Raw genomic sequence first — 13,793 nt, forward strand, 5'->3', positions numbered from 1 at the left:
AATAGGAGATGAATTTTTTTATGAGTATGACAAATATTAGAGTAAGATATGCAGAAACTGATGCTATGAGAATTGTACACCACGCTAATTATTATTTATATTTCGAAGTAGCTAGGGAAGATTTAATAAAGGAACTTGGAGTATCCTATAGAGAAATAGAAGAGATGGGAATAATGATGCCTTTAGTTGAAACAGAGTGTAAATATATAGAAGCTGCAAAGTATGATGATGATCTTATAATAGAAGCTAAAATAATTGAATTAACAGCTGTTAAGGTTAGAATAGAATATAATGTTATAAAGAAAGAAAATAATAAGATTATAGCTAAAGGTTCAACACTTCAAACTTTTATTGATAGAAATAATTTTAAAATAATAAATCTGAAGAGAGTTAATAGTGATTTATGGCAAAAACTAAGTGAAAGTATTTTGTAATAGAAAAGTTAATAATATTATTCTTACTATGATATGATGTATTATTAGAAAGGATAGATAAACATGTTTATTATGGTTATAGGAATAATATTAATTTTATTTATAATCTTTAGAAATTTCATAAGAAAGACTATGAAAGTTTTATTTTACATTGGAATAGTTGTGGTTATACTTCTACTATTATCATATAAGTATAGCTTTGACAATGGATTTATATTAAATAGCATAAATACAGGAGTTAACACTATAAAGGACAGTACTATAAATAATAATATAGCTTATGATAGTAAAAAAATCACAAACAGTGAAATAGGATTTATAGAAGATAAAGTAAAGAATGATATATTGAATTTTATAGATAACACCAATGGGACAAAGAGTAATAAAAAGTTAACTTTTGATGAATACATAAATTCTAGTATATATAATAAGGAAGTATTTCAAAAAGGTGATAAATATGTTTATATAAATGGAATGTTATGTGAAATTACAGATAATAATTCTAGTGGATATAATATTTACACCATGAATATAGATGGTAATAATTATAAACCAGTGAAATATAATAATAACGATTTTTCTGGATTTTCTGTAGGAGCAGATTCTATTACTATAGATGGTATAACTTATTACAAAAATTTAGATTATAATAAAATAAATGTTTATGGAGAAGATTATGGAACTAAGAAAGATGCTTTACAATATATAAAAGATAATAAAATTATTTATAAAACTGGGGATGAATATATTTGCATCAATGATTCAAAATATAAATTAGCTGAAGACAAAGGTGATTTATCTATAAATGGTAAAAGTTATAATTTGATAAAAGGAAATCAAATTGAATTAAAAGATTATTTAAATATAAATGGAACAATCTATTGGAGAAGTAGTAATAAGAATTCTACTTCAATAAATATAGATGGTGAAAATTATGTTTCTTCAAATAATAGTATATTTAATGATATATTTTAAATTAAAGAAAAAGTATATATTAACTAGGATATTTCTAGAATTGGGTAAGTGATTCTAGAAATATTTTTTTATACAAAAGATTAATTATTAATCTGATAGCTAGAGGCTGTAATATTCTTATCTTTATAATAGACTTACCATTCTAGATAAGGACTACGTTTTATGAGAATTAAGTTTTAGTTTATTAATAAAATATTAACGATTGATAAATATTATGTTAAAAAGATATAAAAAAAATAAAAAAGAACTTTTTAATGTAAAGATATATTAAGAAAAACTTTATATAGATAAAATAACAATAAAAGTTATAAATTGCTTGTGATTTCTAAAAGTAGTATATTATAGGTAATGTGTTGAAAAAAGAAAAGGCTATATCAAATGATATAGCCTTTTCTCTTAGAATTTTACAAAGGTCAAGATTTTGGAGGGAATGTTATAATGAATAGAAAAACGCTAAGTACATTAATAATGGCAGCTACTATGGCTATAGGTGGATTAGGTGCAGCTAATATTAATTCAAATAAAACAAGCCAGAGAAATGAAGTGCTATTATCAAGTGCAAGTGCTAGTTCAACAGCATCATCAAATTCAGGAGAAAATACATCAAGTGCAAGTGCTAGCTCAACGGCATCATCAAATTCAGAAGGAAGTACATCAAGTGCTAGCTCAACAGCATCATCAAACTCAGGAGCAAGTACATCAAGTGCAAATGCTAGTTCAACAGCATCATCAAATTCAGAAGGAAGTACATCAAGTGCTAGCTCAACAGCATCATCAAACTCAGGAGCAAGTACATCAAGTGCAAATGCTAGTTCAACAGCATCATCAAATTCAGGAGCAAGTACATCAAGCTCAAATGCTAGTTCAACAGTATCATCAAATTTAGAAGGAAGCACAAATGCTAAAGCAACAGCAACAACAAAAGCAGAAGGAAGTATAGCAAGCTCAAATGCTGAAGCAACAGCAGCAACAAAGTCAGGAGAAAGTACAGCAAGTTCAAATGCTGAAGCAACAGCAGCAACAAAGTCAGGAGAAAGTACAGCAAGTTCAAATGCTAAAGCAACAGCAACAACAAAAGCAGGAGAAAGTACATCAAGTTCAAATGCTAAAGCAACAGCAACAACAAATTCAGGAAAGAGTACAGCAAGTTCAAATGCTAAAGCAACAGCAACAACAAAAGCAGGAGAAAGTACATCAAGCTCAAGTGCTAAAGCAATAGCATCATCAAATTCAAGCTCAACTAATCAAAGTGGACAAACAGAGAATAAAGGAAACCAAGGAACAAGTAATCAAGGTGGACAAACAGAGAATAAAGGAAACCAAGGAACAAGCAACAAGGGTGGACAAACAGAGCACAAAGGAAACCAAGGAACAAGTAACAAGGGTGGACAAACAGAGAATAAAGGAAACCAAGGAACAAGCAACAAGGGAGGACAAACAGAGCACAAAGGAAACCAAGGAACAAGTAACAAAGGAGGACAAACAGAGCAGAAAGGAAGCCAAGGAACAAGTAACAAGGGTGGACAAACAGAGCATAAAGGAAGCCAAGGAACAAGTAACAAGGGTGGACAAACAGAGCATAAAGGAAGCCAAGGAACAAGCAACAAAGGTGGACAAACAGAGAATAAAGGAAACCAAGGAACAAGTAATCAAGGTGGACAAACAGAGAATAAAGGAAATCAAGAGAAACCTCAAGTAGTACCACAACAACCATTAACAACTTATGATGGTCTTGTATCTACAAATAATAAAACTATAAATGTTATGTCAGCACCAACAACAATACCAAGTTATTCATTTGTTGTTGGAACATTAAGCAATGGTAAAAATGTTAAAATAATAAGCAAAGATAATGGATATTATGAAATAGAATTTGGTGGAAGTATAGGTTATGTAAATGCTAGTGATGTAAATACTACAGCTACTGCAATTCCAACATCAACTTCAGTTGCTAATAGTGAAAATAGTATTAAGAAAAATGTAAATTACCCAACAACAATGAAGAAATATGTAGCTCAACAACTTAAAAGTTATAATGAAGCTTATGGTAATTCATTAACAAAAGCACAGTTAGAGAATACTTCAAAGAAAATATCAGAAGCTGTTAACCCTAAAGCTGCAGCAACTGTATTTGAATTCTTAAATGTTAATAAATACAGAAATGTAAATGCTCAAGAATTTAATCAAGCATTACAAGGAAAAGGTGTATTACAAGGACAAGGTCAAGCATTTATAAATGCAGCAAAAAAATACAATTTAGATCCAGTATATTTATTAGCACAATGTGCCTTAGAAACTGGATGGGGCCAAAGTAATTTTGCAAAAGGAACAACTATAACAGAAGTCGCAGATATGAATGCACCTATTAAAAATTCTAAGGGACAATTAATAGGATATAAAATGATAAAGCTAAAAAAACCTGTTACAGTGTATAATTTATTTGGAGTAGGAGCTTATGATAATACTAAGGAATTTTCAAACAAAGCAACTATAACTGCAGAAGCTTATGCATATAATCATGGTTGGACAAGTGTTTCAAGTGCATTACAAGGTGCTGCTGAGTTTATAGCAAATAATTATGTTCATAATTCCAAATATGGTCAAAATACTCCATATGCTTTAAGATATATAAATGGAGAAGGTAGTAGTATAAATCATCAATATTCAACAGATATTAATTATGGTCAAACTATTGGTGAAATAATGAAACAATATAGTTATTTATACAATGCAAATGATAAATTTTCATTTGGAATACCAACATTTCAAAGTAAATAATTGAATATTTTTATAATAAATAAAAGGAAGTATATTAAAGAGAATTTTATTTCTCTTTAGGATACTTCTTTTTTATTTGATGACTAGTGTCTGTAATACTAAAGTCTCTAGAAGCTGGAGAAAAACAGATACATGTCCCTAGATAACTTCAGCTAAAATTCAGCTAGAGTCAAAACTCTACCTGAATTAAGTCTTAGTTTATTAAAGAGTATGTAGATTAAATCTAAAAATACTAAGTTGAGGGAAAAATGCTTATTTATAAATTTTTACAAGGTTCATTAAAGTTTATTTAGCTTTAAAAGAGGTATCTATTAGAAAGGAATGATGTTTTTTCTTTATATTATATATAACAATATAAAATTATAAATACAAATATATTTAAAATATTGACAAAAAAATACTTTTATTCTAAAATCAAGTAAGAGGTATAATTACAGGAATAATTGCAAAGGGGAGAATTTTATGAGAGGTGTTAAAAGAGAGGTTTCTTCTAAAAATATATATACTATCAATATGAATGTAACAGAAGGTAGTTTAAAAATATCAAGTTATAATGGGGATCTTATAGATATAAATGGAAAGTTAGGATTTTGGACAAGAAATATAAAAGCATATACTAAGGATACAATGGCCTTTATAGAAATAAAGTCTAGATTGTTTAAACCTACTTTTATAAAAACAGCACCATCAGAGATTGAAGTAAAAATACCTAAGGAATACAGAATGAATTTAAATTTATATTTAGGTGAGGTTAAGGTTAATATTTCTGATTTGAAGCTTAATATTTTATCTATAAAAGCTGAAAATAGTGATATTCATTTAGCTAACGTTTATGAAGAAATATTTAATAGTGACTTAGGGGAAAGTAAGTTTTCTAGAGAAGAATTTGAAAAATATGAGGATATAGAAAATTTAGGAATAGTAGAAACTGAAACTGGGTTATCCTTTGCAAATGATATAAAAGATTTTTATATAGATATAGAAGAGATCGGCGGAAGTAAAAAATCAAAAATAGAAGCAAAACAATTGGTGCATGGAGAAACAACTAACTCAAAAGATATTATAATTAATAATTATTTTTAAATTTAAGTAATTTACAAGAACATATAAATTTTAAATTTAATAATATATAACAAATGATTAATTTATAAGGAGGTGAACTATTGCTAAATAAAGGATAAAGTTTAGCAATAGCCTCGAATGGATGGATATGAATTAATAATGAGAATTCAACAAAAAATACAAGAAGACCCTAATTTTGCAGCAAGATTTAATGAATTGGGCCAAAAATTAAACTCTATACCTGGACTTGAACAGGAAGTAATGAGAATAATTCAAATAAGTGATGAGAAAAAAAGAAAAAAAGCTATTGATAAATTGCCTAGCTCAGCTAAAAGAGCAGTTAGTGATTTTATGAAGTTAATTAACGAATAATTTTAATAAAACATACAATGCTATTAGTCTAGAATCATTGAATAAAATGATTCTAGACTAATATTTTATTTTATAATTATTATTTGTAATGGAATTGAAAAAAATTACATAATAATTATAAGAGGTGATTAAATTGATTATTTTAGCTACTACTATAGTTCTAATTATATTATTTTTTAGAATAATAAGAAAAAGTTATATACATAAAAAGTCTATAAATATGGCTATAGAGGCTATAAATAGTAATTATATAAATTTATTTATTGATGGAACCTTAGGGGTTAGATTATTACAATGTTTTATGGTTATTTTTTCAGAAATATTTTCTTTTATTATAGTTTATAAATTAATATTAAATTATTTTGATAAGTATGTGTTTTTAGAAATTGGCATTTATATTAAATTTATAATGATTTTTCTTTTATTTATGTTAATACATTACTCCATGGGATATATTATGCTTATTACCTCTAAAATATATAGTTTTTTATACAGAAGTGAGGAGGAAAGTTTAAAATTTGATTTTTTATTAAGTTATTTTTTAACTACAGCATATTTAATGGCATTAATATTATTTCCTAAGGAACTTTATAACTATGCTTTAGTAGGTATATTGGGAGTAGGTATTTCTTATTTCTTAAATTTAAAAATATTACTTAATGTAATGAGAAATCCTAAAAATATAAAATTTTCTATAGAAGATAGAAGTAGTTTTATAAGGATATTTATTGCCGCTATTTTAATTTCTTTTATGATACTTATAAATTTATATTTGGGAGTTTGTTTAGTCCATATATTAGGACAGGGAGGTTTTTCTAACAATCCAGGATATTTTGATTTGTTTTATTATACAGTAATAACATTTACTACTATAGGTTTTGGAGATATATTGCCCTTAACTGTACCTGCTAAATTTATAGCTATAATAATATCTTTAACCAGTGTAATATGTTTGACTATATTTTTAGGAAGTATATTTTCTTATAGAAGTAAATAAGAGCAAGTTCTTTTGAAATAGATAAAGATTATGGATATGCATTTATAATTTTCATATATCTTCATAGCTTTTTTACCTAAAATTATATAAATAAAAGCTTGAGTATGTATCAAATTACAGATACATACTCTCTGCTTTTTATCTAGCTATATAGGTTCCACTAAATTAAGGTGCTAACTTGAGACAGCCTCTTAGTGTTTTTTTAGAGAGCATGTCTGTATATCTTAAGTTTATAGAAGAGAGGGGATTACAGATACTAGTCTTTAGATGAATAAGTTTAGACCAGAGTCATCAGTTGCATTTAGGTAAGTAGCAACTCCAGCAACTTCTATTTCATCTAATAATTCTTCTCTTTTTATTCCCATTAAGTCCATAGACATTGAACAAGCTAATAATTTAACTCCCATATCTAAGGCATTTTTTATTAAGGTTTCTAAACTATCAACATTGTTTTTTTCCATTATTTTTTTTATCATTTTAGGTCCCATTCCACCCATATTCATCTTAGATAGAGGAAGTTTAGCGGCACTATCGGGAAGCATCATATCAAACATTTTTTCCATTCCATCTTTTTTTATAGTTGGTTTATTTTCTTTTTTTAATATATTTAATCCCCAAAATGTAAAGAACATAGTAACTTTTTTTCCCATAGATGCAGCTCCAGTAGCAATAATAAAGGATGCAATAGCTTTGTCTAAATCACCACTAAATACAACTAAGGTTGCATCATCTTTACTTTTTATATTTGTTATAACTTCAGAAGAACTCTTTTCAGAACTTAATCCTTTTCTTATTTGTACGATAAAAGCTTTTTTTTCTTTTGAATAATTAACTGATAAAAGTTCATTTTTAGTGCTTGAACACCAAGAAGTTATATCTTTTTTAAAGCCAGAATCAGTAGCCATAATTTCAAGGATATCACCATCTTTTAACTTATTCATTTCTTCAAAAACTCTTTTTATAGGACCAGGGCATTGAAGTCCACAAGCATCAACAGATATAGTAACTTTATCATTCATTTTTTCTTTTTCCTTTCCTTCTTCTTTAGTTATAGCAATCATACTTAATTTATCTAAATTATTTTCAACTTCTCTAGTAGCAATAGAGTAAGTAGTATAACCACCATCTATGTTTATAGGATTAAATCCATGTTGTTTTAAAATTCTACAAGCTAAGTAACCACGAAGTCCAACTTTACAATAAACATATATCCTTTTGCTTTTATCAAGTTTATCTAAATTATCTCTTAAGCTATCAAGTGGTATATTATGGGCACTTTCTATTTTCCCACCTTCAAGTTCTATAGGATTTCTAACATCTAAAATATAGGCATTTTCTTTTATTAAATTCTCTACTTCATGCCATTGAACAGTTTCAACTTTGTCTTCAAGAATATTAGATGCTACATAGCCTGCCATATTTACTGGGTCTTTTGCTGATGAATATGGAGGAGCATAACAAAGCTCTAAATCAGGTAAATCAAATACAGTTAAATTTCCTTTAATTGCAGTGGCTATAATATCTATTCTTTTTTCTATACCTTCAAAACCTACAGCTTGAGCACCTAAAATTTTTCCTTTTTTATTAAAAAGTAATTTTAAGTGGATTGGAAAGGCACCTGGATAGTAGCCAGCATGAGAGTTAGGGTGTATATGAACAACTTCATAATCTATATTTAATCTTCTTAAAGTTTTTTCGTTATTACCAGTACTAGCAACTGTGATATCAAAGACTTTTGCTACAGAACTTCCTAAAGATCCATTATAGGGAGTCTTTTTACCAGCAATATTATCAGCAACAAGGCGTCCTTGTCTATTAGCTGGCCAAGCAAGAGGAATTTGTGTTTTACTTCCATTAATAAAGTTTTTAACTTCTATAGCATCTCCAATTGCATAGATATCTTTATTTGAGGTTTCTAAGTATTCATTAACTACTATAGCACCTCTAGAATTAGTTTCTATTCTAGCTTCTTTAGCTATTTTTGTTTCTGGTTTAACACCAATAGCTAGTATTATTAGGTCAGTATTGATACTTTCTCCATTTTCTAAAATAATGGTATTGCCATTATTTTCAATAGCGGAAATTCCATTATTAAGGATTAAGGAAACCGAATTGTCTAATAAGTGTTCATGAACTATGGATGCCATTTCATAGTCTAAAGGAGCCATAACTTGATTGCTTTTATCAATTATTGTTACATTTATGCCTCTGTTTGAAAGATTTTCAGCCATTTCAATACCGATAAAGCCACCACCTATAATGGTAGCAGTTTTTGGAGCATTTTCATCTACAAAGGTTTTTATTGCATCAGTATCCTTTAAGTTTCTTAAAGTAAAAATATTTTTAGTTGAATCTTTACCAGCTATAGGTGGATTAATTGGAGATGCTCCAGGTGATAGAATTAATTTATCATAAGACTCTTCATATACTTCTGAGGTTTTTATATTCTTGACCTTAACAATCTTATCTTCTTTGTTTATAGATATAACTTCATTAAAATTTCTAATATCAATATTAAATCTAGTACTCATTCCTGTTACTGTTTGAATAAGGAGTTTATTTCTATCTTTAATTTCTTCACCAATATAATAGGGTAATCCGCAATTGGCAAAAGATATATGCTCACCTTTTTCAAATAAAATAATTTCTAAATCTTCATTAAGCCTTCTAAGTCTAGCAGCAGCTGAAGCACCACCAGCTACTCCTCCAACAATTAGTACTTTTTTCATTAAATTCACCTCTATTTTAATATTTATATATTACGTTTTTAGGATATATACTATAAAAAATATAAGAAGTCCATTAGGAATTTTAAACTTCTTATTTAGTCTTTTAGGGAAATAAAACTTTTATTATTTCTTTTACATCATCATTGCAAACTTTATAAGTTATTTCTAGACCATTTCTTTCTCCAACAATAATTCCCAAGCTTTTAAGTTTTGCTAAATGCTGAGATATGGTAGATTGAGGCATGTTAAGACATGAATACATATTAGTAACATTGCTACCACCAACCTCTAAAAGTCCTTTTATGATACAAAGTCTTACTGGATGAGATAAAGCTTTTAGTAGTTCAGCTTTTTCTTCAAATAATTTTGGATTAGTTAGGAAATTTTCACTTTTAGACATAAAATCACCTCTTTATTACTATATTCAAATAATATGATATTGTTAAATAAAAGTCAATAAAATTTTTTATAAAAATTGTTGACACTTACTTAAAATGTATCATAATATCTAAATATAGCGATTAATAATTTATTAATATATATAATGAAAGAAGGAATAAAAATGACTAAACCATCAGAATACCATAAACAAGGATATACTTGTGGAGAAGCAATTATAAAATCATATAATGAAGAACATGGAACAAATATACCAGTATCATTAGGGAGTGCAATGGGAACAGGATTTACTGTAGCTTCACTTTGTGGTGCTATAGGAGGAGCTGGTGCTATTATTGGTATAGAAAAGGGTAGAATGTCAAATGAAGAGAGCAATAAAGCTAGAACAATAAATAGAGAATTAATGAATAGCATAAATTCACAATATAATACTACTATATGCAAGGATTTAAAGAAAAATAAAGTAAGTTGTGCAGAAATAATAGATTATACTTATGAAAATTTAAAAAAAGTTTTAAATAATGAAGAAAATTTATAAATTTAATGATAAAATAATGAGGTTGTTTTATAAAACCTCATTATTTTTTTATAGTATAATTACTTAGATTTAAGTAATTATTAAGTAGGAGTGATATTCATATGGAAAATATTAAATTTGATAAATTAGAAATAATAGTTATAATTAAGGAATTTTTAAATGATTTAGAAAATAGTAATTCTATGGATGATGAGTTTTATTTGCCAAATCCTATAGAGAAAAAGATTGATAAAATGACAGCAGAACATAGAGAAGAGTTCTTTAATATTTGTGATGACATAGCAAGTTCTTTAGTAGAATTAAAAAGCGGTGAACTTAATGAAATAAATCTATTACATAGTGAAATAATAAGATTAGCTAATTTAAAGCTAAAAAAGTATATTTCTTTCTAATTTAAATTTTATACAAAGGAAGGTTTTATGGAGAGATATTTTAAAAAATTTATAACAAAGGAACGAACGCCACTTAAAGTAAATTATAAGGATAGTTTTATAGGATTTATAGGTGGATTTGTAACAATAGCCATTTTAGCCTATTTAGGGAGAGTATCCCATGCGCCATGGATAATAGCACCTTTTGGAGCAAGTTGTGTTTTAGCTTTTGGAGTATGGAATGCACCACTATCACAACCAAGAAACATAATAGGGGGACATTTAATTTCCTCATTTATAGGAATTATTACATATAATTTAATGGGAGATAATTATCTTTCTCTTGGGGTTGGAGTTGGAGTTGCTATAGGAGCTATGCTTTTAACAAAAACAACTCATCCACCAGCAGGAGCAGATCCTATAGTTGTAATAATGGCTGGAAGTAGCTTCAAATTTTTATTACATCCTATTTTATTTGGTTCTGTTTTAATAGTGATTTTAGCACTTATTATAAATAACATAAGCAAAGATAGAAAATATCCGACTTTTTGGTTATAGTAAATGAAGTGTTTATTGTATAAATCTTAAATATTATGGATATAAATTAAAGTAAAATATATTTAATTTAAGGAGTATTCATGGTTAAAAAAGTGATTAGTATTTTAATAGTGACTTTAATTTCATCCTTATTTACAGGATGTCTTAAGGAAGATAATAAAGAAGTAATAGATACTGTAAATAAGGACCTCATAAGTTATGATGCATCTGATAAAATTACAGATAGTAAAGAGGAAGAAATTAAACTTGATGAAAGTAAAAATGAAGAAACTAATACACAGAAAGATGAAAACAATGAAAATACTATAGAGAAAAATAATAAAGAAGAAAATATTATAGTTGATAATAAAATATTAAAAGAATATTTTGAAAAGAAAAAGGGCTTTTTTGTAAATAAAAATAAGGAAGTTATATATAATGGCTATTGTGAATATGGTCATAAATTAGATTTTAATAAAATAGATGAAAAAAATAATTTAATTTTATATGATGGAAAAATGACAGATGGTTATGGTGAGGATGAAAGAGGTCCAAGGAAATTCACTTTAACTTACAACTTTAAATTAGATGAAGGTAAAACTCCCATGGTTTATGAAAGAGTGAAAAATTCAGATTATCTCACACAAAATAAAGATGTATTAAACTCTATAATAAAAAATTATATTGTTATGTGGGGAGAAATTAAAGAAGGTAAAAGTTGGGAACAAAAGGTAGTCTATAAAAACAAAGAATATACAGCTAAGACTATAATGAAAAATGTAAGTGATGACAAATATACTCTTATTACAAGTATAAATAATATTGAGGGATTTTATAAAAACACTTATAAAGAAGAAAGAACTTATAAAAAAAATAAAGGACTTATAAATTTTAATAATAGTCCTTGTTATGATACGAGTACAGAAAGTAGTAGTGACTTATTATTTGGATATAGTTTAACAGAATTATAAGCAAAGACCTAATTAAAAGAGGGTTTTAGTGAAAGTAACTTAGGGAATTGTATCTGTTTATATCTAACTTTTTATAGAAAGTTAGAGTATTACACAGATGTTAGGAAGGTTAAATAAGCTTTAATAGGGGATATATCAAAATTAGAGATATATCCTCTATATTTTTATATGTGTGATAATCATTAATTGTATAAGTTGAGATTAAATTGGAGAGAGTTTTAGTTTCTTTAAAATTATAGTACAATAGTTTTTAGAATTAAGAATAAGTAGTGACGAGGAGATAATTTTTATGGCAAAAGTTATAGTAGTTGGTGGTGGGCCAGCAGGAATAATGGCATCTTTAACTGCATCTAAAAATAATGATGTAACTTTAATAGAGAGAAATAATGAAATTGGAAAAAAACTTAGATTAACAGGTGGGGGAAGATGTAATATAACCAATAATAGAGATATAGAAGAATTCTTTGAAAAGGTAGTTACAAATAATAAATTTCTGTATAGTGCGTTTTACACCTTTCCTAATACAAGCCTATTAGAATACTTTTCTAATCATAATTTAGAATATAAAGTAGAATATGATCAAAAGGTATTTACTAAAAGTGATAAAGCAGATGAAGTTATAAATTTATTTTACAATGACTTGAGAAAAAATAATGTGAAATTAATATTTAATGCAATGGTAGAGGATTTAATAGTTGAAGATAATATTATTAAGGGAGTTATTTTATCAAATGGTGAAAAATTGTTTGCTGATAAAGTAATTATTACAACTGGAGGAAAAAGCTTTCCTAATACAGGTTCTGATGGAACAATGTACGGGATATTGGAGAGATATGGTCATACTATAGTTGCACCAAAAGCAGCTCTAATTCCCTTAGTAATAAAAGAAGAGTTTGTAAAAAATCTTCAAGGAGTAGCTATGAAAGAAGCTATTGTTAAAGCTAAAATTAAAAAGAAAAAAGTTGAAAAACAAGGAGATATGTTATTTACTCATTTTGGAATATCAGGACCAGCTGTTTTAAAGTTGTCATCTTATGTAAATAAGGCACTTTTAGAAGGAGAAGTGGAAATATTTATAGATTTTCTAAGTGAAAAAACAAGAGAAGAAATATCTAAAATTGTAAGAGAAAATTCAAACAAAACTGTCTTAAATAATTTAAAAGGTATATTACCACAAAATTTCTTAAAAGAAATATTAAACATGTTAGGACTTTTAGAGATAAAAGCAAGTGATTTAAGAAAAGATGATGAAAATAAAATAATAGAATACATAAAAAATATGAAATTAACAGCTAGAGAAACATTAACTATAAAGGCAGCGCAAGTAACATCAGGAGGAGTAAAAGTAAAAGAAATAAATGCTTCTAATATGGAATCTAAGTTAATAAAAGGGCTTTACTTTGCAGGTGAAGTTATGGATGTTGATGCAGAAACTGGTGGTTATAATTTACAAATAGCATTTTCAACAGGATATTTAGCAGGATCAGATTATTAAATTTAACATATTTGAATGCTTAGTTGTAGTTATCTAGAAGCATGAGGCTGTTTATCTCCTACTTATAGAAGAGAGGAGTATTATAGCCTCTAGCTATGAGATAAATGTATTTTTTTATCTGCCGAGATAGCTATT

General features: G+C 27.2%; 13 protein-coding genes. 11 read left to right on the forward strand and 2 right to left on the reverse strand.

All coding sequences use genetic code 11. The annotated features are described in order from the left end of the window. Nucleotides 1-20: 20 nt before the first annotated feature. From ARA19_RS08660 to ARA19_RS08685, 6 genes are all read left to right on the forward strand, one after another. Nucleotides 21-434, forward strand: coding sequence for an acyl-CoA thioesterase (locus ARA19_RS08660; protein ID WP_242862416.1), 414 nt, complete (start codon nt 21-23; stop codon nt 432-434). 63 nt (nt 435-497) lie between these two features. Next, on the forward strand, nt 498-1,409 hold the full coding sequence (locus tag ARA19_RS08665) for a hypothetical protein (protein WP_055070577.1): 912 nt from the start codon (nt 498-500) through the stop codon (nt 1,407-1,409). Between the two features lie 438 nt (nt 1,410-1,847). Further along, nucleotides 1,848-4,187, forward strand: coding sequence for a glucosaminidase domain-containing protein (locus ARA19_RS08670; RefSeq protein WP_055070578.1), 2,340 nt, complete (start codon nt 1,848-1,850; stop codon nt 4,185-4,187). 462 nt (nt 4,188-4,649) lie between these two features. After that, the gene (locus ARA19_RS08675; protein ID WP_055070579.1) at nt 4,650-5,270 is read left to right on the forward strand and encodes a DUF4097 family beta strand repeat-containing protein; all 621 of its coding nucleotides are present in this window, start codon (nt 4,650-4,652) and stop codon (nt 5,268-5,270) included. A 117-nt stretch (nt 5,271-5,387) separates the two neighbouring features. After that, nucleotides 5,388-5,621, forward strand: coding sequence for a hypothetical protein (locus ARA19_RS08680; RefSeq protein ID WP_055070580.1), 234 nt, complete (start codon nt 5,388-5,390; stop codon nt 5,619-5,621). A 133-nt stretch (nt 5,622-5,754) separates the two neighbouring features. Continuing rightward, complete coding sequence (locus ARA19_RS08685) at nt 5,755-6,618, forward strand: potassium channel family protein (protein ID WP_084764405.1); 864 nt, start codon at nt 5,755-5,757, stop codon at nt 6,616-6,618. Nucleotides 6,619-6,881: 263 nt separating this feature from the next. Here ARA19_RS08685 and ARA19_RS08690 read toward each other — a convergent pair whose 3' ends face one another. Both ARA19_RS08690 and ARA19_RS08695 read right to left on the reverse strand, forming a co-directional pair. After that, nucleotides 6,882-9,347, reverse strand: coding sequence for a CoA-disulfide reductase (locus ARA19_RS08690; protein ID WP_055070582.1), 2,466 nt, complete (start codon nt 9,345-9,347; stop codon nt 6,882-6,884). Between the two features lie 103 nt (nt 9,348-9,450). Next, nucleotides 9,451-9,747 (reverse strand): ArsR/SmtB family transcription factor, encoded by a 297-nt coding sequence (locus ARA19_RS08695; RefSeq protein WP_055070583.1) that lies wholly within the window; start codon nt 9,745-9,747, stop codon nt 9,451-9,453. Nucleotides 9,748-9,891: 144 nt separating this feature from the next. On the opposite strand from ARA19_RS08695, the gene ARA19_RS08700 reads away from it, so the two are divergent. The 5 genes from ARA19_RS08700 (at nt 9,892) to ARA19_RS08720 (ending at nt 13,658) form a co-directional block, all read left to right on the forward strand. Continuing rightward, nucleotides 9,892-10,284 (forward strand): C-GCAxxG-C-C family (seleno)protein, encoded by a 393-nt coding sequence (locus ARA19_RS08700; protein WP_341382164.1) that lies wholly within the window; start codon nt 9,892-9,894, stop codon nt 10,282-10,284. Nucleotides 10,285-10,385: 101 nt separating this feature from the next. Then, entirely contained in the window at nt 10,386-10,676 is a 291-nt protein-coding gene (locus ARA19_RS08705) for a hypothetical protein (protein ID WP_055070585.1), read from the forward strand. A gap of 27 nt (nt 10,677-10,703) precedes the next feature. After that, the gene (locus ARA19_RS08710; RefSeq protein ID WP_055070586.1) at nt 10,704-11,213 is read left to right on the forward strand and encodes an HPP family protein; all 510 of its coding nucleotides are present in this window, start codon (nt 10,704-10,706) and stop codon (nt 11,211-11,213) included. 80 nt (nt 11,214-11,293) lie between these two features. Beyond that, the gene (locus ARA19_RS08715; RefSeq protein WP_055070587.1) at nt 11,294-12,163 is read left to right on the forward strand and encodes a hypothetical protein; all 870 of its coding nucleotides are present in this window, start codon (nt 11,294-11,296) and stop codon (nt 12,161-12,163) included. 289 nt (nt 12,164-12,452) lie between these two features. Next, a complete protein-coding gene (locus tag ARA19_RS08720; RefSeq protein ID WP_055070588.1) occupies nt 12,453-13,658 on the forward strand; it encodes a BaiN/RdsA family NAD(P)/FAD-dependent oxidoreductase in 1,206 nt (401 codons plus the stop codon). Nucleotides 13,659-13,793: the final 135 nt, after the last annotated feature.

It is taken from the genome of Clostridium massiliamazoniense, from assembly GCF_001403635.1.
Lineage (GTDB): Bacteria > Bacillota > Clostridia > Clostridiales > Clostridiaceae > Sarcina > Sarcina massiliamazoniense.

Coding starts and splice junctions, on each gene's coding strand:
- ARA19_RS08660 (WP_242862416.1), top strand. CDS start 21: ATGAGTATGACAAATATTAGAGTAAGATATGCAGAAACTGATGCTATG.
- ARA19_RS08665 (WP_055070577.1), top strand. CDS start 498: ATGTTTATTATGGTTATAGGAATAATATTAATTTTATTTATAATCTTT.
- ARA19_RS08670 (WP_055070578.1), top strand. CDS start 1,848: ATGAATAGAAAAACGCTAAGTACATTAATAATGGCAGCTACTATGGCT.
- ARA19_RS08675 (WP_055070579.1), top strand. CDS start 4,650: ATGAGAGGTGTTAAAAGAGAGGTTTCTTCTAAAAATATATATACTATC.
- ARA19_RS08680 (WP_055070580.1), top strand. CDS start 5,388: ATGGATGGATATGAATTAATAATGAGAATTCAACAAAAAATACAAGAA.
- ARA19_RS08690 (WP_055070582.1), bottom strand. CDS start 9,347: ATGAAAAAAGTACTAATTGTTGGAGGAGTAGCTGGTGGTGCTTCAGCT.
- ARA19_RS08695 (WP_055070583.1), bottom strand. CDS start 9,747: ATGTCTAAAAGTGAAAATTTCCTAACTAATCCAAAATTATTTGAAGAA.
- ARA19_RS08700 (WP_341382164.1), top strand. CDS start 9,892: ATGAAAGAAGGAATAAAAATGACTAAACCATCAGAATACCATAAACAA.
- ARA19_RS08705 (WP_055070585.1), top strand. CDS start 10,386: ATGGAAAATATTAAATTTGATAAATTAGAAATAATAGTTATAATTAAG.
- ARA19_RS08710 (WP_055070586.1), top strand. CDS start 10,704: ATGGAGAGATATTTTAAAAAATTTATAACAAAGGAACGAACGCCACTT.
- ARA19_RS08715 (WP_055070587.1), top strand. CDS start 11,294: ATGGTTAAAAAAGTGATTAGTATTTTAATAGTGACTTTAATTTCATCC.
- ARA19_RS08720 (WP_055070588.1), top strand. CDS start 12,453: ATGGCAAAAGTTATAGTAGTTGGTGGTGGGCCAGCAGGAATAATGGCA.